This is a genomic window from Streptomyces sp. NPDC015242 (genome assembly GCF_043079125.1).
Lineage (GTDB): Bacteria > Actinomycetota > Actinomycetes > Streptomycetales > Streptomycetaceae > Streptomyces.
This window is the reverse complement of sequence record NZ_JBIBUF010000010.1, coordinates 184382-207976: the sequence shown is the minus strand read 5'-3', so window position 1 is coordinate 207976 and position 23595 is coordinate 184382. Positions and strand designations below refer to the sequence as shown.

Below are 23595 nucleotides of genomic sequence, written 5' to 3'. Positions count from 1 at the left end.
ACACCGCCGTCGTCCGATCCGCACGCCGGGAACAGCCGGAACACCGACCGGGCGGGGCAGGTGAGGGGGCGAGGCTGGGCAACACGACGGGCGGCCCGGACCACGGTGGCCGCCCACCCGTCCCGAGGAGCAGACGAGCATGAAGAACCTGTCCAGGCGCGCCCGCATCAGCACCGGCGCCGCCGCCCTGGCCGTAGTCGGCGCCGCGGCCTTCGGCACGGTGACCGCGAACGCTTCCGCGCCGGCCGCCGTAGCGGCGGACTCCGTCACGGCGGGCTCCGTCACGGCGGGCTCCGTCACGGCGGGCTCCGTCGCGGCGGGCGCCACGACCACCTCCACGCATCTGACGATCGACGCCGCCACCCGCGCCGCGCGGGCCGCGCTCGACGCCGCCGAGGCGGAGCACCAGCGGGTCACCGTCGCCGTCGTCGACCGCAACGGCAACACCATCGTCACGCTCCGCGGCGACGGCGCGGGCCCGCAGTCCTACGAGTCGGCGGAGCGCAAGGCGTTCACCGCCGTGTCCTGGAACGCGCCCACCTCCGAACTGGCCGGACGCCTGGAGCAGACACCCCACCTCAAGGACATCCCCGGCACGCTCTTCCTCGGCGGCGGCGTCCCGGTCACGGCCCGCAACGCGCCGATCGCCGGTATCGGCGTGGCAGGCGCCCCGTCCGGCACGTTGGACGAGAAGTACGCTCGGGCGGGCGCAGCGGGCCTGAGCCGCTAGGGTCGCCCCTTCACCGCATGAGTGGTGGCGTGACGCATCCCCCGCGAGAGCTACAAGAGCCGTCCATGTGCGGGTGATTCGCGGGCAGCGCCGGATTCCTACCGTGGTTCTCAGGTCGCAGTCTGTGCGACCGCTACAGGGGAGGCCACCATGCAGACCACGTCCACCGCACCGCACACAGAAGGCCCCGGCCCGGACACCGGACCCGACCTTCACCAGGCCCGCGGCGCTCGCGGCGGTCTCGGTGGTCGTCTCGCCCGGCTCGTGGGCTCTCCGCTCGGCTGGATGCCGGCCGGCCTGGTCGGTGTCGGTCTGGTCTCGGGTCTGACCGCCACGGGCCCCGGACCGGTTCCGGTGCTGGGTGCGGTCGCCGCGGTGGGCGTGTACTGGCTGGTCATGCGCCGTCTCGCGGGACGCTCGACGCCCGAGATCGCCCGCCGGGGAGCCGGCCGGGAGGCGCTGCTGGGCGGCGCGATCGGCCTGGGCTTCGTCGGGGTGTCCACCTTGCTGATCACGGCGTTCGGAGGCTACTCGTTCTCCTGGGCGGGCCATGGCTTCGTGGCGGTCGTCTGGTCGGCGGTCATGGTGCAGATCGGCACCGCGGTCACCGAGGAGCTGGTGTTCCGCGGTCTCGCGCTGCAGGCTCTGGAGCAGCTGTGGGGCAGCCGGGCCGCCATCGTGGTCACCGGGTTGTTCTTCGGCCTCGCGCATCTGGTGACTCCGGGAGCCAACGCGTGGAGTGCGCTCGCGATCGCCGTGGAGGCGGGCGTGATGCTCGGCGCCGCGTTCCTGTGGCGGCGTAGCATCTGGTTCGTCGCGGGTCTGCACTTCGCCTGGAACACCACCGAGCAGCTGCTCGGCATCCCGGTCTCGGGGCACACCTCCGAGGGGCTGTTCACCGTCGACGTGCATGGTTCCGCCGTGCTGACCGGCGGTGACTTCGGGCTGGAGGCGGCGCTGTTGCCCGTCGTCATCGGGATGCTGCTCGCGGTACGGATGTTCGTCCTCGCCCGCCGCGGCGGGAATGTGCTGCCCCGCCGATCCGCACGACACACTCAGGCCGGCTGACCGGAGGAGACGGTAGTGACGTCCGATCAGGCGCCCTGGAGCCGCAGTTCGTTGCTCCGGGCGCCGCTCGACTGGTGGGAAGAGCGGGACGCCCTCCTCAAGGACGGCGTCCTCGCCGCGGTGCTGGCCCTGTTGGCCTTCGTGCCCACCCTCTCCAACATCGGAGCACAGATCGGGGATCTGCCCGAGCGGCCGGCGAGCGCGCTGAGCGTCGGGCTGACTCTGGCCCAGACCCTGCCGCTGGCGGCCCGCCGGCGGTGGCCCGCCGGCTGTCTGGCCGTCGCCGCGGGCGCGTTCGCCACTTATCAGGCGCTGGGCTTCGCGACGACGTTCGGGAGTCTGGGGCTGTATCTGGCCCTGTACTCGGCCGGGGCCCACCAGGTCCGCTTCCGCCGTGGCCTGGCGGGTGTGATCAGCGCGGGCTATGCCGTGCTGGCCCTCGTCCTGGACCGTCTCGGCTCACCGCTGGGCCTCGCGGACCATCTCGCGTTCTACCTGACTCTGACCGTGTTCTGGCTGGTGGGCAGCACCGTACGCACCCGGCGGACACAAGAGGCGCAGCGGCGGCGGTTGACCGCCGAACTGGCCACGGCCGCGGAGCGGGCACGCATCGCCAGCGAGCTGCACGACGTGGTCACCCATCACGTGACGGCCATGGTGGTCCAGGCGGACGCGGCGCAGTTCCTGCTCACCTCCGCACCGGACAAAGCCGGCGAAGGACTTACGGCAGTCAGCGACACCGGCCGTCGGGCGCTGACCGAACTGCGGTACCTGCTGGGCGTGCTGGAGGCGACCGGCGAGTCGGCGTCCGCCGACCGGGCACCCACCCTGGGACGCCTCGGGGACCTGGTCGAACAGGCCCGCCGGTCCGGGCAGCCGGTCGAGTTCAGCGAGCGGGGAGAGCGGCGAGCACAGTCCGTGGACGTCGAACTGGCCGCCTACCGGGTGGTGCAGGAGGCACTCACCAATGCGATGAAGTACGCCGCCGGGCGAAGCACGCACGTCCTCGTCCGGCACGGCGAGGAGCACATCGAGATCAAGGTGACCACCGACAGCCCCGCCACCGCCCGGGCGGCGGCGCCTGCCGTGCGGGAGCCGGACCTCGCGGGCGGGCGTGGGCTGGTGGGGCTGCGCGCACGGGTGAGGATGGTCAATGGTGAACTTGAGGCCGGACCCCGGCCCGAAGGCGGGTTCGAGGTCCATGCCAGGATTCCGTCCAAGCCCGCATCGGAGTGACCCCGTGAGTGATGCGCCGCCACCGATTCGCGTGCTCGTCTGCGACGACCAGGCACTGGTGCGCACCGGATACGTCACCATCTTCTCCGCCCAGCCCGACATGGAGGTCGTCGGCGAGGCCGAGAACGGGCACGAGGCGGTCCAGGCCGCCCAACGCCTGCGTCCCGACGTGGTGGTGATGGACATTCGGATGCCCCTGCTCGGCGGCATCGAGGCGACCCGGCAACTGGCCGGTCCCGACGCCGAGGCACCGCCGAAGGTACTGGTCGTCACCACCTTCAACGTCGACGCCTACGTCTACGACGCGCTGCGTGCCGGGGCCAGCGGCTTCCTCCTCAAGGACGCGCCCCCGGCGGAACTGGTCAACGCCATCCGGACGGTCGCCAGGGGCGAGGCCCTGCTCGCCCCCGCCGTCACCCGCCATCTCATCGGCCACTTCGCCGAGCACCTGCGCCCGGCCGACACCAACCGGCCGGCCAGGGACGATGTGGTACGGGCATTGACTCCACGCGAGTTGGAGGTGCTCCGGCAGATCGCTGAAGGACTGTCCAACGCGGAGATCGCCGCGCGGCTCTTCATCACCCCCGAGACGGTCAAGACCTACGTGTCGAGGATCCTGGCCAAACTCGGCCTGCGCGACCGTGTCCAGGCCGTCGTCCTCGCGTACCGGGTCGGGCTGGTGTCCGGGGGTGAGTAGGTACGTTCCTGCCGTAGGAGCCGGGCTCCGGCTCCGGACTGGTCGCGAGCGATGGCCGGCTCCAGTTGCCGGAATTCTCATCACCGACACCCGCATGCAGCGCATTCATCACCCCTACGACGGCGGTGCCGACATCTTCCTCACCACACCCGAAGAACGGGACCGTATGCGCGATCGGCACGCCGACTGGCTCTCCGCTCACCCCTCAGGTCTCTGACCGGCTCCGATCACTGCTCAGCTCTGCACCGTCTTCACCGCAACCGTCACGGCCTCGCGTGAGTCGAACTCTGCGAGGTGCTCAACGGGGGGTGACCGGAATGGCGCAGTCGGACAGGGCGCGGCGCTGGGCTCGGTGGCTGGCGGCACACCGGTGGTGGCAGCACGGGCTGCGATGGCTGCTGATGGCCGTTCTCGCGATGCTCTTCGCCACCATCGCCCACTTCGCCGGGCTGCCCCAATGGACGTTGATGATCGGCGTTCCTCTGATGCTGGCCATGGACGACGGGGTGGCCTGGTACGTGAAGCGGTGGTCCGCCGAGCCGGGCCGTCCCGGCGAAGAAGAAGTGCCCGGCTGACCCGTCTGCTTGTCGTTCGGGGATCCGTCCTGTGTGGCGCGCTGCACCCGCCGGGATGCGGCTGCGCCCCCGGCGACGGCCGGAGACCTCGGGCAGTCCTCAGGACTGGGCGTCGTGGTCGCTGCCGAAGTCGTGTACGTCGGTGGACAGCAGGTGTTCGGCGGCGCCTTCGAGGGCCTTGGCCGTCTCGGTGGAGCGGGGGAGCATGGTCTTCTCGTAGGTGCGGATCGCGTCCGCGACGGTGGCGGCGTCGGCGAGAGCGAGGGCGAGTTCGGCGGCGTCGAGCATGGCGAGGTTGACGCCGACGCCGAGCGGGGGCATGAGGTGGGCGGCATCTCCGAGCAGGGTCACCGTGGGGTTGTGCTCCCAGGTGTGCGGGACCGGGAGGGCGAAGATCGGGCGGTCGACGTAGGGGCCGTCGTTCTCGGTGATCATCCGGCGCATGCGGGGCGACCATCCGGTGAACTCGTCCAGGAGCAGGGCGCGGATGCCGTCGGTGTCCTCGTCTGTCAGGCCGCTCATGCTGATCCAGTCGGCCGGGACGCGTCGGATGATGTAGACGCGGATGTGGTTTCCGCTGTTGCGCTGGGCGAACAGGGCGCGCTCGCCGTCGGCTGCGTGGGCGCTGCCCTGACCGACCAGCTCGGCCAGGTCCGGGTGCCGGTTCTCCACGTCTGAGAACCACGCTTCCAGGAAGCTCACCCCCGTGTATTCCGGGACGGCTGGGGACAGGGCCGGGCGTACACGGGAGGACGCGCCGTCGGCACCGATGACCAGATCGGTCCGGATGGTCGTGCCGTCGGTGAAGTGCAAGTGCCGCGGCCCGTCGTCCGGGCCGCTGATCGTGTCGAGTGCACGGCCCCAGTGCACCGTTCCCGGTTGCAGGGAGTCGAGCAACAGGTCACGCAGCTGGCCACGGTCGATCTCCGGTTTGAACAGCTCGTCGGCTGCCGGGACTTGGTGGGACGTGATCGCGCCGGTCGGGTCCAATTGCCGCATTTCCTGCCCTTCGGGACGGGCGAGCTCGAAGAACTCGTCGAGCAGACCGGCCTCGCGCAGGGCGAGTTGACCGTTGTCGGCATGCAGGTCGAGAGTGCCGCCCTGGTTGCGCGCGGCGGGGCCCCGGTCGCGGTCGTAGACGGTGACCGCCATGCCGCGCTGCTGGAGGATACGGGCGCAGGTCAGTCCGCCGGGGCCGGCGCCGATGATGCTGATGCGCGCCTGGGCGGGTTCTGGAGAGTTCATGATGGTGCCTTTCAGTCGTCGAAGAGGGGCGAGCAGGCCGGGAGCCGTCGACCTGAGGAGCGACACCGGATGTGCCGACGGAAGGGCCTCGCAGATGAACAGGTCGGCGCGGCGCAGACGACGGACCGGGCCGACGAGGATGCGCCGCTCGGCGCTCGCACACTCCCATAGAAACAGAGCGAGTCGAAAAGTGCAACGACTCTACTTAGTGACTGATTCGACTCTCGGGTACGATGCAGCCATGACCGTGCCCTCTGTCAGCCGCCGCGACCGCAAGAAGGCGGCCACCCGGCAGGCGATCGCCGACGCCGCACTGCGACTCTTCCTGGAGCGCGGCTACGACCAGGTGAGCATCCGCGACATCGCCGAAGCCGCCGACGTGTCGACCGCTACGGTGTTCAAGCACTTCAGCGGCAAGGAAGCGCTGGTGTTCGACCAGGACGAGGACCGGGAGTCTCAGCTGGTCGCCGCGGTGCGGCAGCGCCGCTCCGATCAGAGCATCCTCGATGCCCTTCGACAGCACGTCCTGGACACCTGGCCGTCCATCGAGGCACATCCTCAGGCGACCGAGTTCACCGACCTGGTGAACTCCACGCCGGCGCTGCGCGCCTACGCCGAACGCATGTGGACCCGGTACACCGACAGCCTCAGCGCGGCCATCGCCGACGAGTTCGGCGTGGAGCACGACAACCTGGCATGTGTGGCTCTCGCCCGGTTCGTGCTCGATGTCCCGGTGCTCGCTCGCGGCCGGCAGGACCGCCGGGCCGCCGTCGAGACGATCTTCGACATCCTCACCCACGGCTGGGAGCCGCCGAGCAGGCCGCCCGCGCCGTAGCGCCTGGACCTCGTCCCGCACGGGATGGCCGGCTCCGGCGGCCGGCGGGTCCCCGTGCATCGTCGACAAGGCGACAACGGCCGCGTCGGCCGTGGACGTACATGCCCGGACCTATTGCCTTGCCGTCCTGACACCGGCCGGGGATGCTGAGCGGGTGCCAGGACAGGGGAAGAAGAGACGACGGCAAGAGGAGGCGCGGCAACGGTTCGCCGCTCGCACCGCGCCGGACGCGGGACGGTGGGAGGTGATCCTCGAAACTCGGGACCACGCGGAGATGGTCACGCGGTTGCGGGAGCTCCAGGCGGCAGGCGTCGACGAATCGATGACGCGGATCGACACGCTGTGCGGGCGCCTGACACTGCCGACCACCTACCGCCTCAGCCACTTCGTGACCGGCCCCGCGCGGCAGCCGTAGCACCAGCACCCGCGTCATCGAACTCGGGTTCCGTGATGGACGCCCTCTGCTCCTCCTGCGGCCAGGAAGAAGACAGCCGGCATCGGGCCCGCGCGCTCACCGTCCTGCCCGGGCCGCAGGCGTCGCCCGGGGCGCGGTCCGCTCAGGCGTCGATGATGACGGGGATGATGAGGGGCTTGCGCCGGTGGGTGCGGAAGGCCCAGTTGGCGACGGCGCGCGCGATGAGCTGTTCGAGTTGGCGTGCGTCACCGACGCCTTCCTCGGCCGCCGTGGCCAGGGTCTTCTCGATCACCGGGATGACCGGCTCGAAGGTGGTGTCGTCATGGACGAAGCCGCGGGCCAGGAAGTCGGGCGCCTCGGCCAGTGCGCCGGTGTCCGCGTCCACGATGGCCACCACGGTGACGACGCCTTCCTCGGCGAGGGTGAGCCGGTCCTTGAGGGACGCCTCGGTGGCACCGCCGACCTCCATGCCGTCCACGTAGACGTTGCCGGCCGGGACCTTGCCGGTGATGGAAGCCCGGCCGTCGACGAGATCGACGACGACACCGTCCTCGGCGATGACCACTCGCTCGGGGTCGACCCCGGTACGGATGGCGAGGTCGGCGTTGGCCCGCAGGTGGCGGTACTCGCCGTGCACGGGCATGACGTTGCGCGGCTTGACGATGTTGTAGCAGTAGACGAGTTCGCCGGCGCTCGCGTGCCCGGAGACGTGCACCTTGGCGTTGCCCTTGTGGACCACGTGCGCGCCCCACCTGGTGAGTCCGTTGATCACTCGGTAGATGGCGTTCTCGTTGCCGGGGATGAGGGAGCTGGCGAGCAGGACGGTGTCGCCCTTGCCGATGCGGATCATGTGGTCGCGGTTGGCCATGCGGGACAGCGCGGCCATCGGTTCGCCCTGGGAGCCGGTGCACACCAGGGTGACCTTGTGATCCGGGAGTTTCTCCAGCTCCTTGGTGCTCACGACCAGACCGGACGGGACCTTCAGATAGCCCAGGTCACGGGCGATGCCCATGTTGCGGACCATGGACCGGCCGACGAAGGCGACCTTGCGGCCGTGCTCGTGGGCGGCGTCCAGCACCTGCTGGATGCGGTGCACATGGCTGGCGAAGCTGGAGACGATGACCCGGCGCGGCGCGGTCCGCATCACCTGCTCGATCGCCGGGTTCAGCTCACGCTCGGAGGTGGTGAAACCGGGCACTTCCGCGTTGGTGGAGTCGGTGAGGAACAGGTCCACGCCCTCCTCACCGAGCCGGGCGAAGGCGCGCAGGTCGGTGATGCGTTCGTCGAGAGGGAACTGGTCCATCTTGAAGTCACCGGTGTGCAGCACCATCCCGGCGCTGGTGCGGATCGCGACCGCGAGGCTGTCCGGGATGGAGTGGTTGACGGCCACGAACTCGCAGTCGAAGGGCCCGAAGCCGCGCCGGTCCCCCTCCCGTACCCGCACGGTGCGCGGCCGGATGCCGTGTTCCTTGAGCTTGGCCTCCAGGAACGCCAGCGTCAGCTTGGACCCGACGACCGGAATGTCGGACCGCTCGCGCAGCAGGTACGGGACGCCTCCGATGTGGTCCTCGTGGCCGTGGGTCAGCACCACGGCCACGATGTCGTCCAGGCGGTCCCGGATCGAGGTGAAGTCCGGCAGGATCACGTCCACGCCGGGCTGGGTCTCCTCCGGGAAGAGCACGCCGCAGTCGACGATGAGCAGCTTGCCGGCGTGCTCGAAGACGGTCATGTTGCGGCCGATCTCCCCCAGGCCGCCCAGGGCGATGACCCGCAGCCCTCCTTCCGGAAGGGGCGGGGCGGTTTTCAGCTCGGGGTGCGGATGACTCATACCCTGACGCTACCCGACACGGGGATGGGATGATCCACGGCCTGCCTGCCGGGCGCGTGCCGGGAGGCGAGGAACACGGGCCGTCGTCCCGTCGCCGTCGAAGGCTCCGACTGCGGACAGGCCCTGGCCGCGGGTCGCAGCCGATGCCGGGTGGCCGTGCCGGGTCGCCGTTTCGGCGGCTCCCGTGGCCCAGCGGATCAGCGGTGGTCCGGGAGGTCCGGGGGGTCCGCGGGGTCCGGGTGGTGGACGCTGAGGCTGCCGTGGGCGGACAGAGCGCTTGCCACGTCACCGGGTTCCCGCCGGAGGGTGGCGTCCAGGAAGGCGAGCGTGGTCTCGGCGACGACGTGCGGGCTGCCGGTGCGGCCCAGGGAGCCGGTGATCGAGGGTACGGGCGGCAGGTACAGGGGGCCGTCCATGAACGTGAGGTGCGCGGCGCCGGGAACGGTGAGCCGGTAGCTCGTCGCGGTGCTGTGCTTCAGGGCCTGGGTGAGGCGGGGCATGTAGTGCGGGTCGGTCCCCGGGGTGATCGCCTGGGTGAGCGCGAGCGCCGGCCGGTGGAGGGAGGGGGAGGTGGGACCGTGCGGATAGCCGTCCAGATCGATGACGGCGTCGAACCTGCGGTCCTGCCGGGCCGCCTGGAGAGCGGCGGCACCACCCATGGAATGGCCGGTGACCGCGGTCCGGCGGGTGTCCAGGCGTCCGGCCGGCGGTCCGGCCGTGTCACCTCGGTCCAGGTGGGTCAGCCGGGTCAGGACGAAGCGGAGGTCGGCGGCCCGGACAGCCGTCCAGCCGGCCGCCAGCTTGTCGTCCTGGGCCCGGTCTCCGGTGGAGTCGGTCCTGGTGCGGACCGTCCGGCCGTCATCGAGGACGACCGCGGCGGAGTCGTACGGGTGGTCGAGGCCGACGACCGCATAGCCGTGGCTGGCCAGTTCCTCCGCCCAGGCGGTGTTCTGGGTGCGGACTCCGCCCGACCCGGGAGAGAACAGCACGACCGGGAACCGTTCGCCACCATCGGCCACCGGCGCGTCGAAGACCGCTCGGGTGCGGGCACGCGGGACGCCGTCGACGAGGAAGCCGGGCAGGCCGACCTGGCGGGCCAGGGCGTCGGAGACGGTACGTGCCTCCTGCTCCGTGCGTCCGAGGTACTGGGCCCGCTGCGCGCCCGCGGGGCTCTTCCGGGCGGGATACCAGAGCTGGACCACAACCGTGCGCCGGTCGTGCGGATCGGCGGTGAACGTCTCGGGGCGGCTCGGGTCGGTCCACTGCAGCACCCGGGTGCCGACCGCGAAACGGCCCGACGGCTCGGGGAAATCGGGCACAGGAAAGGCCCAGGCGGCGACCGGACCCGTGACTGTCAGGCCGAGGCAGGCCACCGAGCCCGGCAACGCCAGCCACCATCGGGCCCGCCACACCGGCCGGCCGGTACGGCGTCGCAGCAGCGGCGGGAGAGCGAACGGCAGCGTGACGGCAGCGCCTGCCAGCACCGGCAGCATCTGCCAGCGGAACCCCACCACGCTCAGCACGATCGCGGACAGTGCGAGAACCGCCACCGCCGCGATCACGACGCGGGGGCGGGCCGCGGGGGGAAGCCAGCGTGCCACCACCAGCGCCACGGCGCTGAACAGGGCGATGATTTCCAGCGGGGACATGTACAGCCCCGCGATGATGTCGGTCACCCGGTCATCCTCAGGGCGGGGCACGCGCTGCCACATCGACCCCAGGTCGCGATCACATGCGACCAGGGTCGCACGTGAGAATCCCGAATCAACGGCCACTGTGCGACCGCAGGAGGTGACGGGCTCCTCCTGCGGTCGTATCACGGTGACGCGGTCTCGGAGTTACTGGTAGCGGGTGAGGCCGTCGTCGTGGAACCGAGTGACGACTTCACCGCGCCTGTGCGCCTCCTTCACGCAGTCGTGTGGTCCTGTCCTGGTCACGCGTGGTGCCGGACCCCGGCCGGGAGGCCACCTCCGTGCCGGTCTCCCGGCCGGGGCCGCGACCAGGGTCAGAAGGAGCCCGAGTTCAGCGCCCTCTGGAGCAGGCGCGTGGTCTCCGCGTCCCAGTCACCGTCGGGCTCGGCACCGAGACGAGTCCGCAGCGCGGTGATGGTCTTCGGGCCGACGATGCCGTCCGCAGCGACCTCCAGATACCTCTGCAGGGCCTTGATGGTCAGCGGCCCGAACGCGCCGTCCACCTCCAGTCCGGCCTTGGCACGGCTGTTGAGGGACCGCTGGAGCGCGGCGCACGTGGCCGGCCCGAACTCCCCGTCCACCTTCAGGGAGTCCACGTGCTGGACGAGGACCCGCGGCCGGATCGGCTTGTCGCGGCCGGCCAGGACGGCCTTCATCATCGCCGCGGAGTTCGGTCCGTACTGCCCGTCCACGGTCAGGCGGTACTTGGCCTGGAAGACCTTCACCGCCTTCTCGGTGGCCGGCCCGAAGTCGCCGTCCACGGTGAGCTTGGTCTTCAGCACCGTGTTCAGGTTCTTCTGCAGCGTCTTGACGGCGTTGCCCTTCGAGCCGCGCCGCAGGATGCCGTCGCCGCCGGGCATCGGGGCACCGCCGCCCTTGTAGGCGGGGCGGCCGTAGCCGACGATGCAGGCGGAGTTGCGGCGCCTGCGGCGGAAGGCGTCGGAGGTGTTGCCCTCCAGGGTGGTGATGGTGCGGTTGGAGTGCACCGCTTCGACGATGCCGACGTGGTCGATGGCACCGATGGAGCGGGAGCCGGACCAGTCGAAGAAGACGATGTCGCCGGGGCGGATGCCGCCGATGCCGTAGTGCCAGCGGCCCTTCTTCTGGAAGTAGCGGGCGTGGGCGACGGTGTAGGCGAACTTGCCGCCTATCGCGGACAGGTTGTCGGAGTGGGCGGCGGCGTAGCTGACGGCCATGTTGCACCAGGGGCCGCGCATCCCGTACCACCGGGTGACGATGTTGTTGTTGGAGCCGGGCGGGTTCTCCCTGACTCCCAGCAGCTTGCGGGCCGCCGTGAGCATTCCCTTGACGTTCCCCATGTCAGATCTCCACATCTTCCGGGAGGGCCTGGACGTCGCCGTCGACGGCGACGTCGGGGTCCTGGCTGATGCCGTCCTGGCTGGGGTCGACGTCGAAGACCCCCGCGCCGCCGACCGGGTACGGCGACTGCTGCTCCTGGGCGGGCTGTTCCTTCGCGGGCTCGGTCATGAGCCGTTCCTCTCTCGTGTCGGATCGCGCCGGCCGCGGACCTTGAAGGGCCGGGCGGCGGTGGGCGGCGCCGTCGCGGTGCCGCTCGACATCGAGTTCAGCGGGCGAAGTGTTGATAAGCAGCCCGCATTTGTGCAGGTGAACAATTCGCCAGTCGCGCTGAGCCGCTTTGCGCGGGCCGGGGGCGAGTCCTACCGTGACTCGCGTCGGGCCGTGCTGCCGGCACGGCGTCAGGGGGACGGCCGCTCGGCCGGCGCACGGCACGCACCGGCCGGGCAGGGGGCCCGGGTTCGAGGGGCCGGACGCAGACGGGGGAACGGGGGACACGGAATGGGGCGCAAGGAGAAACCGCTCGACCGGGACGCGGGTCCGGTGCAGCGGTTCGCGGCGGACTTACGGGCGTTGCGCGCCGAAGCGGGTGCACCGACGTACCGGACGATGGCCCAGCGGACCGGTTACTCGGCCCCCGCGCTGTCGCAGGCCGCCGCCGGGGAGAAGCTGCCGACACTGGCCGTCACCCTCGCCTATGTGGCGGCGTGCGGCGGAGACGCGGGCGACTGGGAGAAACGCTGGCGGGCCGTCACCGGCGACCTGGCCGCCGTGCCCCGGGACGACGCCGGGGACGAGGAGTCGCCGTACCGCGGCCTGATGCGGTTCGAACCACGTGACGCGGAGGTGTTTTTCGGACGCGACCGGCTCGTCGAGAGCGTGGAGGAACTGGTGCGCGCCCACCGGTGCGCCGTGGTGCTCGGTCCCTCCGGCAGCGGGAAGTCCTCCCTGCTGCGCGCCGGGCTGGTCCCCCGACTGCGCGAGGGCGTGGGGCCGGGGACGCCGCTCGCGGCCATCCGCATCCTGACGCCCGGCGCCCATCCGGTCAGCACCCACGCCGAGCGGTTGCGGCCCGCCGAACGGCCCGGCGACACCCTCGTCCTGGTCGACCAGTTCGAGGAGGTGTTCACCCTCTGCCCGGACCCGGCAGAACGCGCGCAATTCATCGACCTGTTGCTCACCTCCCGCGAACCGGCCAGCCGGCTGCGAGTGGTCCTCGGCGTACGCGCGGACTTCTACGCCCGCTGCCTGGAACATCCCGAACTGGTCCGTGTGGTGCGGGAAGCGGGCATACCGGTGGGGCCGCCGAGCCGTGAGGAGCTGCGTGAGGCGATCGTGCGGCCCGCCTCCGTCCGGGGACTGACGGTCGAACGAGCCCTGACCGCCCGGCTGCTGGACGAGGTGACGGGCGAGCCGGGCGGTCTGCCCCTGCTGTCGCACGCGCTGCTGGAGACCTGGCGGCGCCGGACCGGCCGGATGCTGACGCTCCGGGCGTACGAGGCCGCCGGTGGGGTCCGGGGTGCCGTCGCACAGACGGCCGAGGACCTGTACGGCGAACTCGGCCCCGCCCAGGCGGCCTTGGTCCGCCGTACCCTGCTGCGGCTGATCGCGCCGGGCGAGGGCACAGCGGACACCGGCCGCCCCGTGGACCGCGCGGAGCTGCGCACGACCGGCCCGGATTCCCCGGAGCAGACCGACGCCGTGCTCGAACGGCTGGCGCGGGCCCGGCTCGTCACCCTGGACGGCGACACCGTCCATCTCGCCCACGAGGCCCTGATCACTTCCTGGCCGCGGCTGCGCAGCTGGATCGAGGAGGACCGGCACCGCCTGCACGCCCTGCGGCGGCTCACCGAAGCGGCCCTGCTCTGGCAGGGACTGGACCGCGACACCGGGGCCCTCTACCGGGGCGCGCGTCTCGCGGAGGCCGAAGAGATCTTCACCGGCCCGGACGCCGTCGCCGATCTCACCCCGGTGGAACGCGAGTTCCTCACCGCCAGCCGCGCTGCTCTCGCCCGGGAACGCCGTCGTCTGAGGGGCCTGGCCGCCTCCGTCTCGGTGCTGCTCGTACTGGCCCTGATCGCGGGAGTGGTCGCCTGGCAGCAGAACCGCTCCTCGGACCGCCGCCGGCTGGAGGCCGCCGCCGGCCGCGCCGCCACCGCCGCCGACACCCTGCGCTCCTCCGATCCCGGTCTCGCCCTCCGGCTCGCCGTGGCCGCCTGGCGCCTGGACCCCGGTCCGGAGACCCGTTCCGCTCTGCTCGGCGCGCTGGGCCGCGACGAACCGGCCCCTTTCACCCCGCACCGGGCCGGTACGGCGGACGGTTACGTCCTGGCCGACGACGGCCGTACGCTCACCACCCTCGACGGGCCCGACGGCATCACCCGCTGGGACCTGCACACCCGCCGGCGGATCAGCGATCACCGGTCGCCACCCGGTGACCTCGCCGAGCCCACGGCCACCCCCGACGGACGCCACCTGCTCGTTCAGGACATCGAGGCGGGAACCCTGCGCCTGTGGGACGTCCTCGCGGAGCGCTTCCGCGGGCCCACCGTGCCCGACCCCATGATGGAACCGAAGGTGGCCGCCCTGCCCGACCTGGTCGAGGCCGGCACCGACGAGCCGCAGGTCATCACCGCGGTGGCCGGCAAGGCGTTTGCCCACGGTTTCAGCTCCAGCGGGCACGCGTGGACCTCGCAGGACGACGACAGGCTGAGCGTGTGGGACACGAGGAGCGGACGGCGCCTCTTCCGGATCACCCTGCCCGACGGAGACATGGCCGCCTACGACGTCACGGCGGACAACAAGACCCTCGCCGTGTGCACGTCCAAGGGGCTGCGTCTGTGGGACGCGCGCACCCGGCGCGGCCGCGACGTCGACTGGTCTCCCCGTCCCGTGTGCGGGGTGGACGACGTCCTGAGGATGGCGCCGGACGGACGGGCCCTGACCGTCCACGGCCCCGACGGCCTGCGCCGCTGGGACATCCGGTCGGGCAGGCAGCTCACCCGCATCGACGACAGGACCGTGACCCGGTACGTGCTCACTGAGGACGGACGGTTCGTCGCAGGCGTGAGCGACGACGCGATACAGCTGTGGATCCCCGGCCGGTCCGACGTCCCCGTCCTGCGACACGAACTGAGCGATCGTGTACCGGAACAATTCGCTCTCGATGTCCGCGCGGGGGTGCTCCGCTACGTCGTGCGGGGAACGCGCCACACCGGAGTGGTGCGGACCGTCGACATCAGCCGGGTGGTGCGCGCCACGTGGAACCGGAAGACCACCGGTGAAGCGGTACTCAGCTCCGACGGAAGCACCCTGGCAGCCCTCCGGGGCCGAGGCGGAAAGACCGGGCATCTCACCGTGTACGACACCCGGACCGGACGGCCGCGGTCCGAGCTGCGCGGACTACTGGTGCCCCGGGACGACGATCCGTGGACCACGCCGAAGCTCCGGCTGAGCGCGGACGGACGCCGCCTCGCCTACAGCTGGAGACGGAGCACCGACGACATGGCCCTCAACCGCGTGACGGTCTGGGACACCGTCCGGCACCGCCGGCTGAGCACCGTACGCATACCCTTCGACAGCACCTGGGACTTCACACTCAGCCCCGACGGCCGTGAGGTGACGGTCTCCGACGGAGTACGGCCGGCCCTCACCGTGTGGAACGCCGACACCGGCCGCAGACTGCGGCGCGTCACCGGACAGCCGGAGGACTCCTCGGACATCGGCTCCGTCAGCGCGATCTCCGCGGACGGCCGCATGCTCCTGCACGACGACGGGACGCTGATGGCCACCGCCGGACGCACCGGGAAGGTGACTCTCGACGACCACGCGAGGGCGGTGTTCAGCCCGGACGGTGACACGGTGGCCCTGCTCGACATGAACGACCGCATCACCCTGTGGGACACGCGGCGAGGCACCTCACTGGGCATCCTATCCGGCGGCATTTCCTTGACCGGCCCCTCCGCCGGCCAGTCGTCGACGACCGCGCTGGCCTTCTCACCGGACGGTTCCGTCCTGGTGGCCGCCGGGGCCGGGGGCAGCGTGAGGATGTGGGACGTCTCCTCCCGCCGCCCCCTTGGCACGGCGCTGTCCACCGCCGGTGACGAGATCACGTCCCTCGCCTTCTCGGCGGACGGCGGCACGCTGTTCGCGGCGGGCCGCCATGTGTCCGTCCAGCGGTTCACCGTGGACCCCGGCCGCATGGCCGAAGCGGCGTGTCGCCGAGCGGAGGGAGGGCTGACACGACCTCAGTGGCGCGCCTATCTGGCGGACGTGCCGTATCGAGAGGTGTGCGATCGGGGGTGAGCAACCCTCCCCAGGGCCGGTGCGAGGGCTCGCCGCGGGGCATCGCTAGGGGCGCTGCCCCACCCGGTCCACCACACCCCTCGCGGCCACGTACGACCACTGCTCGTAGGTCGTGGCCGCGTGCTTGCCCTCGCGCTGGTCACGCATGCCCAGGTACTCGTACGTCTTCGCGTCGAAGATCAGCACCTGCTTCCCGTCCGCCCAGGCGACCTCGGGCGGGCCCACGTACCGGATGCCGATGCCGGCGCGGCCGCCCACGTCGGTCCGGCCGGGCAGCACCTCGACTCCCGGGACGGTGGCGAGGGCTTCGAACGCGGCGGGGCGCAGTCCCTTCGGCAGAACCGGGGCGCGCAGCAGGCCGGAGAGGAAGGTGTGGACCTTCGGCCACTCGTCGGCCTTCACCGGCCGGCTGTAGTCCGGCTTGCCGGTCACGTCACGCAGAGCGATCGACAGCTTGTCCGGCTCGGTGGGCAGCTGCTTCAGCTGCGACCACCTGCGCGGCGGCCAAGCGCGCTGCCCCGGCTGGTCCGGCGGGACCCACTGGGCGCGACCCAACTCGCTGACGTAGGACTTCTTGGTGCCGTCGACCGAGTTCCAGCTCTCGTCGACGTACGTCTTGGTCCGGCCGCCTCCGACCGGGGTTTCCTCGATGATCTCCTTGGCGTAGAGGAACTGGTCGTCGCGCGGCGCGATCGGCCTTTCGAGCCTGCGTTCCTCGGCGGCCGCCCCTCGCAGCACGGTGGCCGCGCTGACCGTCCGGGTGCGGGGCTCGGTCCCCGTGTTCTCGGCGACCACCACCGTGGTGGTGACCGCCGCCGCGGCAAGGGTGGCCACCGCGATCCGCAGCAGCGGACGGCGGCGAACGGCCGCGGGTGCGGCGGCGGGAGCTCGCATCGCCTGATACAGGCGGAAGCGGGCACGGGTGCGGACGGCGTCCGTGAGAGGAGGCGCTTCCGCGTCCCACTCCTTCAGGAGCTCGAGTTCATTCATCGTCAGATTCCTCTCGAAGAGTGGTGGGATCGGACCCGCCCAACGCCTCACGGACTTTTCTGCGTGCCCTGTGCAGCCGCGACCGGACAGTCCCCACCGGCACCCCAAGCGCGCGTGCGACCTCCTCGTAACCGAGGTCGGCCCAGGCGACCAGCAGCAGCACGTCCCGGTGCCGGGCGGGCAACCTGGACAGCGCGCGGGCGAGTTCACAGCTGACCGCCTGCGCGCTGACCCGGTCCACCACCCGGTCCGCGAGCGTCCCGTCGGCTTGATCGCCGGGTGGCGACGAAGGCAGTTGTCCGAGCGCCTTCAGACGCCTGGCCTCGGCGCGCTTGTGGCGGCCGATGAGGTTGGTCGTGATTCCGAACAGCCACGGGCGGGCGCTGGCCAGCGCCGTGTCGTACCGGAAACGCACCTGGAATGCGGTGGTGAAGGTCTCCGCCATCACGTCCTCGGCCGCCTCCGCACCCAGCCGACGCGCCGCGTATCGGTACACGGAGTCGGCATGGCGGTCGAAGAGCACGGCGAAGGCTTCGGGCTCGTCCCACGACCGTGCCACCACCGAGGCATCACTGTCCTGCCCCACCCTGACGCCTGGTTCGGCGGTCATCGGGGCTCCTTTCATCGATTCACCGCTTCGAAATCCTGCGCTCTCACCGGTACTTCGCCACCCGCGGCAATCCGGTTCCCCCGGATCCGGTGGGCGGGCCGAGTCCGACGATGGCCGGCGCCGTCACGGGCAGCCGTCAATGCCCTGTTGATGCCATCGCCGAGCCCAAGCGCACCCTGCACGTCGTGTGGCACATGGTCACCGCCGATCACTCTGTCCGCCGATCGGCCACGCCCACTGCTGCAACTCCCGCAGTGGATGCTGTTGTTGCCGGTCGCGGTCCTCGCACTCCTCGGCACCAGGTGAACCGGCACCCGCATCCGTACCTGGTACGCCGTCACCTTTCACGGCCGTCGCCAAACAGCACCCGTTTCATTCTCCGACCCCCGCCGGATAACATCCTTTCACCTTCAATTTGCCTTGACCACGGTAAGTTGACAATAGTCACTAAGCGTGTTATTATTCAAGCAAGCGGCGCGGGTGGCGCTTCAGGCTTTTCGCACACGCTCTTACCGTGGAGGGGCGGCACATGGAGAGTTACTCCTTATCCGCGTCCGGGATCCATCCACCGCGAGCCCGGCCGGGAGCTGATATCAGCGGCTCGTCGTCGCGGCCCGCCCGTTGATGCGGGCCGCACCGCACCCACGCGACTCCTCCGCCGCCGAATGCCGTTCAACAGTCCCTCCTCGACACACTTCCTCCGGCCACCGTCCGCCACCGGGTGGCGGTGCGCCCCGACACCCGCTCACCGACCGACCGCGCGACAGCGGCAACCGCCGCATCCGCGCAGGTTCCGGGAGATCCCACCCGGACGACGGACGGTGAGCTGAACCGCTTCAGTACGACGGGGGCGACTACGTGGTATCCCACCCGAGCGATACCACGTCGAGTGGAAGGGCATCCGTGTTACCGGTAGATAACGTTGTCCATGAAGCCGCCGAACCCATCACCCCGTCCATCGAGGCCTTCGGCCATATGCGATTCCGCATCGGGCAGCAGGAAGTCGCCTTGGGCTCCCCCCGGCAGCGTGCCCTGTTCGCGGTCCTGCTGATCGGTATCGGCAAGACGGTGCCCGTGCACGACATCATCAGTGCCTTATGGGGGCCGGCTCCTCCGTCGGCCGTGATGGGCACACTGCACTCCTATGTGTCCCGGCTCCGCAAGGCCATATCCGATGTCATGCCGACGCGGCACGAGATCCTCGTCAGCATGCGGCACGCGACTCCCGGATATCAGCTGGAGATGTCCCCCGAATACACCGACGTCCACCGGTTCGAAAGTCTCGTGGCATCCGGACGCACACGCTTCTCCGCCGGAGACCTCGCCGGGGCCCGCAGCGACCTGGACCGGGCCATGGCGCTGTGGACGGACACCCCCTACAGCGAACTGGCGTCGTACGACTTCGCCGCGCTGGAGGCGACCCGCCTGGACCAACTGCGGCTCCAGGCCCTGCAGATCTGGGCCGATGCGTGCCTGAACCTCGGGGCACACGACGAGGTGGTCGGGGAACTGAGCAAGGAGATCCGCCGCAACCCCATGTTGGAACGGCTGGGCAGCCAGTTGATGCTGGCGCAGTACCACAGTGGTTCACCCGCGGAAGCCCTCATGACGTACGAGCGGATCCGCTCCCACGTCTCCGCCGAACTCGGAGCCGACACCAGCAAGGAACTGCAGGAGATCCACCAGGCGATCCTGCGCCAGGACCTGCCGGCCACACTCCCCCAGCCGCTGCGCGAGAGCCGGCCTGCGGTGATCACCACGCGTCCGGCGCACACGGCCCCCGCGCCCCCTCCGCCCGTCACCACCAGCGCCCCGGCCCGGCCCCGGGCCCTCAGAGGGGCGCCTCCGATCGGCAGCCTCATCGGGCGGGACCAGGAGTTGGAGCAGCTCCGCTCGATGGTGATGGGTGACTTCCCCCGGCGGACGGTGCTGATCACCGGCGAACAAGGCATCGGCAAGACGCGCCTGCTCCGGGAGCTGGAACAGGAACTCAAAGCGGCCGATGCGGAGGTGGTCTGGGCGCATTGCACGGGAGGCGGAGGACCCAGCCGCCGGACATGGGGGCAAGTCGTGCAGAAGGTGCTCCGGCTGCGCGGGCACCTGCTGCGCGACCCCGCGGCGACCGCCGTGCCCGGGACGTTGCACCGGCACGAGTACCACCGGCCCCGGGACGGCGACTTCGGACCGGCGGACCTCGACGACATGGCATACCAGCAGGCTGTGATGCATCTGCTGCTCAGTGCCGCGGCCGACAAGCCGCTGGTGATCATGCTGGAGGATCTGCACCTCGCCGACACCCCCACCCTCGAACTGCTGCGCCTGCTCACCATGGAGGCCCACGAAGCGCGCCTCACGGTGCTCGCGACCGTGCAGGAGCACTCCCTCACCTGCCGCCCCGACCTGCGGCGTGCGACAGCCGACCTGCTGCGCGCGGACAGCGTGGGCAACCTCCATCTGACCGCGCTCTCCCCGGTCGAGGCACACGCGCTGATCCACGAAGTGCACCACGCGCCCGTCCCCTGGCACCACGTGTCCTTCCTGCACCGGGCCACCGGGGGGAACCCGTACCTGCTCACCGCGCTCGCGCGACACGAGGATCTGAGCGACGTCCACAGGGACCTCCTGGCTCCCCTCTCCTTCGACGTCCGGACGGTGCTGCACAGCCGCCTCACCGAGCATCCGCCCGAGGTGATCGCCGTGCTGGAGGTGTGCGCGGTCATGGGGCCGGTCATCGACCACTACCTGCTCACGTCGGTCCTCGAACAGCGGGGAATGACCGGCACCGTCAAAGGAGCACTGGACACCGGTCTCCTCACCCGCAATCCCGCCGACGCCGGCGACCTGCGCTTCAGCCAGTACCTGATACGGGACTACCTGCTCGAAGGGCTCGACGCCGTGCTGAAGGCGCAGTTGCACCTGAGCATCGCTCAGGCACTGGCCGACCGGACCGCGCACCACTCCCGGTCGGTCGTCGGGCCGGACCTGACGCATCACTGCACGCAGGCCGCCGTGGCCCTGGATCCGCACGAGGCTGTGCGACCGATGATCGCGATGGCGGACCGGGCCGAACTCCTCAAGCGCTGGGGTGAGGTGGTGATGTGGCTGGCTCAGGCATCCGCCGTGCTGCGCTCACGCCCCCGCAGCAGTGAAGCCGCGCACGCCGACCGCGCCCTGCAGAATCGCTTGGCCCGGGTGAGGACCATCTGTCTCCGCTGCATGGCGAACAAACCGTGTTCCAGGGCGGACACCGGAGCCGGAATGCTCAGACGTGATGTGCCCGGGTCGTGCTACACACCTCGCCCCGCAGCGAAAATCAAAACGAGCCTGCAGAAAACTTGACGGACTTCTTGGAATCTTCTTGGCTCGTGCCGTCACCTGGTTTCGCGGGGCGACGTCCGGACCCTGTCATCCATGACCTCCGGCCTCCGCCCCGCCCTGCCCGCCGCATTCTTGACGCGCTCTTGCATTCCGGGACGGCGGCGCGATCCGAGGTGTTCCGCGCCTTTCCCGGACGCTAGCGTGAAAACCGGCCCGTCTCCGTGGCAGCCCGCCGATCGAACGGACAGGAGAAGTCCTTTGACCACTTCCATGCCAACAGTACGGCCGGACCGGCGCCACCTCGCGTCCGGAATTCCCGGTCCGCGTTCCAGCGCGTGGGAAGAGCGGCGTCGCGCTGCGGTCGCCAAGGGTGTCGGCAGCGCCGTTCCCGTGTACGCGGCGGCGGCGGATCCCGGCCTGCTGCACGACGTGGACGGAAACACGTTCATCGACTTGGCGTCCGGTCTCGGTGTGACGGCGGTGGGCAACGCGGCTCCTCACGTCGTCGAGGCCGTACGGGAACAAGTGGGGCTGTTCACCCACACCTGCTTCCTGACCAGCCCCTACCCCGGGTACGTGGAGGTGTGCGAGGAACTGTCGAACCTCACTCCGGGGCATCATGACAAGCGCAGTGTTCTGCTGAGCACGGGTGCCGAAGCGGTGGAGAACGCCGTCAAGGCCGCCCGGGCCGCCACCGGCCGGTCCGCCATCGTGGTGCTGGACCACGCCTACCACGGCCGCACCAACCTGGCCTTGGGCATGACCGCGAAGAACGCGCCCTTCAAGCAGGGCTTCGGCCCGTTCGCCCCGGACATCCACCGGATACCCACCTCCTACCCGTACCGCGACCCGGAGGGCATGACCGGCGAGGAAGCCGCCCAGCGAGCCCTTGAGGCACTGGAGCGCCAGGTCGGCGGGGAGAACGTGGCTGCCGTCGTCGTCGAACCGGTCCAGGGCGAGGGCGGGTTCATCGTGCCGGCTCCGGGCTTCCTGCCCGCCCTGCAGCGCTGGTGCCGGGCGCACGGTGCCTTGTTCGTCGCCGACGAGATCCAGAGCGGCTTCTGCCGAACGGGCACCTGGTTCGCCTCCGAGCACGAGGACGTCGTACCGGACCTGGTGATCACCGCCAAAGCACTCGCCGGCGGGCTGCCCCTGTCCGCCGTGACGGGGCGGGCCGAGATCATGGACGCGGTGCAACTCGGGGGTTTCGGCGGCACCTACGGCGGCAATCCGATCGCCTGCGCCGCCGCTCTGGCCTCGATCGAGGTCATGCGCACACGGCACCTCACCGACGCCGCGCGGGCCGCCGGCGACACCCTTTTCACCCGCCTGGGCGCCCTCGCCGAGCGGCACCCGGCCATCGGCGAGGTCCGGGGGCGTGGGGCGATGGTGGGTGTCGAGATCGTCGAACCGGGCGGCAAGCGTCCCAGCCCCGAGGCGGCCCAGCGTGTGGCCAAGGCCTGTCAGGCGCGTGGCGTCCTGCTCCTGACTGCCGGCACCCATGGCAACGTACTGCGTTTCCTGCCTCCTCTCGTCATTCCCCCGGCCTTGCTGACGGACGCGCTCGACGTCGTCGAGGAGTGCTGTGCCGAACTCCACGGATGAGGTGTCCCGGGCCGGTGCCGCTCTGCCGGTCCGCAGACTCGGAGCGCTGACGGTCCCGGCCCAGGGACTGGGTTGTCTGAGCATGAGCTCCTTCTACGGGAGATCGGACCGCGATGAGGCGATCGCCACCGTGCACCGCGCGGTGGACCGGGGCGTCACCCTCTTCGACACGGCCGACGTGCAAGGCCTCGGAGAGGGCGAGCGGCTGGTCGGCGCCGCCATCGCCGGGCGACGCGATCGCGTGATGATCGCCACGAAGGTGGGTCTGGAGCGTTCGGCCAGCGGCGAGTTCCTCGGGGTCCGCGGTGATCGTGCCTACATACGCGGCAGGTGCGAAGGCTCGCTGCGCCGGCTGGGCGTCGACCGGCTGGACTTCTACACCAAGCACTGGGCCGCTCCCGGGGAGCGGATCGAGGAAGCCATGGAGGCCATGGCCGAGCTCGTGGCCGAGGGCAAGGTGCGCCACGTCTGCCTGTCCGAGGTCTCCGCCGACACGATCCGCCGGGCCCACGCGGTGCATCCCGTCACCGCGGTGCAGAGTGAATGGTCCCTGTGGACCCGCGGCATCGAGCGGGACGTGCTGGCCACCTGCCGTGAACTGGGCATCGGCATCATCGCCAGCTGTCCGCTGGGCCGCGGGTTCCTCACCGGCGGCGTCACCTCGGCCTCGGCGTTGCGGCCGGAGGACTTCCGGCGCACACTCCCCCGTTTCACCGAACGGAACATCGGCCGCAACCAGGCCCTCGTCGAACGGCTGCGGCCCATCGCACGCCGTCTGGAGATCACCCTCGCCCAGCTCGCGCTGGCCTGGCTCCATCACCAGGGCGACGACATCGTCCTCATCCCGGGTACGGCTCGCCGGGACCACCTCGAGGAGAACCTGGCCGCGGCGTTCGTCTCCCTCACACCGCAGGATCTGCGGGAGACGGAGGCGGCCGTGGCCGCCGGTGAGGTGCACGGTGAACGCTACGGCCCGTTCCTCATGGAGCTGGTGGGCAACTGAGCCAGCACGGCCGTGGGGGGGGGCGCCGCCCCGGTGCGGGGGGGGGGGGCCGCCCCGCGCGGCCCGGGGCGGGCCCCCCCCGGAGAAAATGCCGGAGGTGTTTTAGCCGGGGCCCGTTATGTACACC

19 protein-coding genes are annotated in these 23595 nt (G+C 70.7%); 12 read left to right on the top strand and 7 right to left on the bottom strand.

What is annotated here, in order from left to right; all coding sequences use genetic code 11:
• Positions 1-139 precede the first annotated feature (139 nt).
• The 6 genes from ACF07N_RS30865 to ACF07N_RS30840 all read left to right on the top strand — a co-directional run bounded on the left by ACF07N_RS30865 (position 140) and on the right by ACF07N_RS30840 (position 4306).
• A complete protein-coding gene (locus ACF07N_RS30865) occupies positions 140-730 on the top strand; it encodes a heme-binding protein (protein WP_392119207.1) in 591 nt (196 codons plus the stop codon).
• 150 nt (positions 731-880) lie between these two features.
• Entirely contained in the window at positions 881-1798 is a 918-nt protein-coding gene (locus tag ACF07N_RS30860; protein WP_392119204.1) for a CPBP family intramembrane glutamic endopeptidase, read from the top strand.
• A gap of 15 nt (positions 1799-1813) precedes the next feature.
• Positions 1814-3034 carry a sensor histidine kinase gene (locus tag ACF07N_RS30855; RefSeq protein ID WP_392119201.1) on the top strand — a complete coding sequence of 407 codons (1221 nt, stop codon included), beginning with the start codon at positions 1814-1816 and terminating at the stop codon, positions 3032-3034.
• 4 nt (positions 3035-3038) lie between these two features.
• Positions 3039-3731: a response regulator gene (locus tag ACF07N_RS30850; RefSeq protein ID WP_392119198.1), complete on the top strand. Its 693-nt coding sequence runs from the start codon at positions 3039-3041 to the stop codon at positions 3729-3731.
• Between the two features lie 94 nt (positions 3732-3825).
• Positions 3826-3948 carry a hypothetical protein gene (locus ACF07N_RS30845; protein ID WP_392119196.1) on the top strand — a complete coding sequence of 41 codons (123 nt, stop codon included), beginning with the start codon at positions 3826-3828 and terminating at the stop codon, positions 3946-3948.
• Between the two features lie 100 nt (positions 3949-4048).
• Positions 4049-4306, top strand: a complete 258-nt coding sequence (locus tag ACF07N_RS30840; RefSeq protein WP_392119193.1) for a hypothetical protein — start codon at positions 4049-4051, stop codon at positions 4304-4306.
• Positions 4307-4405: 99 nt separating this feature from the next.
• Here ACF07N_RS30840 and ACF07N_RS30835 read toward each other — a convergent pair whose 3' ends face one another.
• Positions 4406-5551 carry an FAD-dependent oxidoreductase gene (locus tag ACF07N_RS30835; RefSeq protein WP_392119190.1) on the bottom strand — a complete coding sequence of 382 codons (1146 nt, stop codon included), beginning with the start codon at positions 5549-5551 and terminating at the stop codon, positions 4406-4408.
• Between the two features lie 241 nt (positions 5552-5792).
• On the opposite strand from ACF07N_RS30835, the gene ACF07N_RS30830 reads away from it, so the two are divergent.
• Together ACF07N_RS30830 and ACF07N_RS30825 are read left to right on the top strand one after the other, a co-directional pair.
• Positions 5793-6386 carry a TetR/AcrR family transcriptional regulator gene (locus tag ACF07N_RS30830; protein WP_383345745.1) on the top strand — a complete coding sequence of 198 codons (594 nt, stop codon included), beginning with the start codon at positions 5793-5795 and terminating at the stop codon, positions 6384-6386.
• A gap of 244 nt (positions 6387-6630) precedes the next feature.
• Positions 6631-6801 (top strand): hypothetical protein, encoded by a 171-nt coding sequence (locus ACF07N_RS30825; RefSeq protein ID WP_392119187.1) that lies wholly within the window; start codon positions 6631-6633, stop codon positions 6799-6801.
• Positions 6802-6943: 142 nt separating this feature from the next.
• Here ACF07N_RS30825 and ACF07N_RS30820 read toward each other — a convergent pair whose 3' ends face one another.
• The 4 genes from ACF07N_RS30820 to ACF07N_RS30805 form a co-directional block, all read right to left on the bottom strand.
• Positions 6944-8629 carry a ribonuclease J gene (locus ACF07N_RS30820; RefSeq protein WP_392119184.1) on the bottom strand — a complete coding sequence of 562 codons (1686 nt, stop codon included), beginning with the start codon at positions 8627-8629 and terminating at the stop codon, positions 6944-6946.
• A 197-nt stretch (positions 8630-8826) separates the two neighbouring features.
• Entirely contained in the window at positions 8827-10341 is a 1515-nt protein-coding gene (locus tag ACF07N_RS30815) for an alpha/beta hydrolase family protein (RefSeq protein WP_392119181.1), read from the bottom strand.
• A 293-nt stretch (positions 10342-10634) separates the two neighbouring features.
• A complete protein-coding gene (locus tag ACF07N_RS30810) occupies positions 10635-11639 on the bottom strand; it encodes a peptidoglycan-binding protein (RefSeq protein WP_392119178.1) in 1005 nt (334 codons plus the stop codon).
• A gap of 1 nt (position 11640) precedes the next feature.
• On the bottom strand, positions 11641-11808 hold the full coding sequence (locus ACF07N_RS30805) for a hypothetical protein (protein WP_383326560.1): 168 nt from the start codon (positions 11806-11808) through the stop codon (positions 11641-11643).
• Positions 11809-12138: 330 nt separating this feature from the next.
• Here ACF07N_RS30805 and ACF07N_RS30800 point away from each other — a divergent pair, with 330 nt between their 5' ends.
• Complete coding sequence (locus ACF07N_RS30800) at positions 12139-15942, top strand: hypothetical protein (RefSeq protein ID WP_392119175.1); 3804 nt, start codon at positions 12139-12141, stop codon at positions 15940-15942.
• Positions 15943-15987: 45 nt separating this feature from the next.
• On the opposite strand, the gene ACF07N_RS30795 is transcribed toward ACF07N_RS30800, so the two are convergent.
• Together ACF07N_RS30795 and ACF07N_RS30790 are read right to left on the bottom strand one after the other, a co-directional pair.
• Positions 15988-16932, bottom strand: a complete 945-nt coding sequence (locus ACF07N_RS30795) for a CU044_5270 family protein (protein ID WP_392119172.1) — start codon at positions 16930-16932, stop codon at positions 15988-15990.
• Positions 16925-17542, bottom strand: coding sequence for an RNA polymerase sigma factor (locus ACF07N_RS30790; RefSeq protein ID WP_392119169.1), 618 nt, complete (start codon positions 17540-17542; stop codon positions 16925-16927). Before ACF07N_RS30790 ends, ACF07N_RS30795 begins: the two co-directional genes overlap by 8 nt.
• Positions 17543-18550: 1008 nt before the next feature.
• On the opposite strand from ACF07N_RS30790, the gene ACF07N_RS30785 reads away from it, so the two are divergent.
• The 3 genes from ACF07N_RS30785 (at position 18551) to ACF07N_RS30775 (ending at position 23468) form a co-directional block, all read left to right on the top strand.
• Entirely contained in the window at positions 18551-20881 is a 2331-nt protein-coding gene (locus tag ACF07N_RS30785; protein ID WP_392119166.1) for a BTAD domain-containing putative transcriptional regulator, read from the top strand.
• Positions 20882-21130: 249 nt separating this feature from the next.
• Complete coding sequence (gene gabT / locus ACF07N_RS30780) at positions 21131-22465, top strand: 4-aminobutyrate--2-oxoglutarate transaminase (protein WP_383326935.1); 1335 nt, start codon at positions 21131-21133, stop codon at positions 22463-22465.
• The gene (locus ACF07N_RS30775) at positions 22446-23468 is read left to right on the top strand and encodes an aldo/keto reductase (RefSeq protein ID WP_392119163.1); all 1023 of its coding nucleotides are present in this window, start codon (positions 22446-22448) and stop codon (positions 23466-23468) included. Before gabT ends, ACF07N_RS30775 begins: the two co-directional genes overlap by 20 nt.
• Positions 23469-23595 lie beyond the last annotated feature (127 nt).

Bases quoted from the DNA above. Each gene is read 5' to 3' on its own strand.
- ACF07N_RS30865 (WP_392119207.1), top strand. From the start codon at position 140: ATGAAGAACCTGTCCAGGCGCGCCCGCATCAGCACCGGCGCCGCCGCC.
- ACF07N_RS30860 (WP_392119204.1), top strand. From the start codon at position 881: ATGCAGACCACGTCCACCGCACCGCACACAGAAGGCCCCGGCCCGGAC.
- ACF07N_RS30845 (WP_392119196.1), top strand. From the start codon at position 3,826: ATGCAGCGCATTCATCACCCCTACGACGGCGGTGCCGACATCTTCCTC.
- ACF07N_RS30840 (WP_392119193.1), top strand. From the start codon at position 4,049: ATGGCGCAGTCGGACAGGGCGCGGCGCTGGGCTCGGTGGCTGGCGGCA.
- ACF07N_RS30835 (WP_392119190.1), bottom strand. From the start codon at position 5,551: ATGAACTCTCCAGAACCCGCCCAGGCGCGCATCAGCATCATCGGCGCC.
- ACF07N_RS30830 (WP_383345745.1), top strand. From the start codon at position 5,793: ATGACCGTGCCCTCTGTCAGCCGCCGCGACCGCAAGAAGGCGGCCACC.
- ACF07N_RS30820 (WP_392119184.1), bottom strand. From the start codon at position 8,629: ATGAGTCATCCGCACCCCGAGCTGAAAACCGCCCCGCCCCTTCCGGAA.
- ACF07N_RS30815 (WP_392119181.1), bottom strand. From the start codon at position 10,341: ATGTGGCAGCGCGTGCCCCGCCCTGAGGATGACCGGGTGACCGACATC.
- ACF07N_RS30810 (WP_392119178.1), bottom strand. From the start codon at position 11,639: ATGGGGAACGTCAAGGGAATGCTCACGGCGGCCCGCAAGCTGCTGGGA.
- ACF07N_RS30805 (WP_383326560.1), bottom strand. From the start codon at position 11,808: ATGACCGAGCCCGCGAAGGAACAGCCCGCCCAGGAGCAGCAGTCGCCG.
- ACF07N_RS30800 (WP_392119175.1), top strand. From the start codon at position 12,139: ATGGGGCGCAAGGAGAAACCGCTCGACCGGGACGCGGGTCCGGTGCAG.
- ACF07N_RS30795 (WP_392119172.1), bottom strand. From the start codon at position 16,932: ATGAATGAACTCGAGCTCCTGAAGGAGTGGGACGCGGAAGCGCCTCCT.
- ACF07N_RS30790 (WP_392119169.1), bottom strand. From the start codon at position 17,542: ATGACCGCCGAACCAGGCGTCAGGGTGGGGCAGGACAGTGATGCCTCG.
- gabT (WP_383326935.1), top strand. From the start codon at position 21,131: ATGCCAACAGTACGGCCGGACCGGCGCCACCTCGCGTCCGGAATTCCC.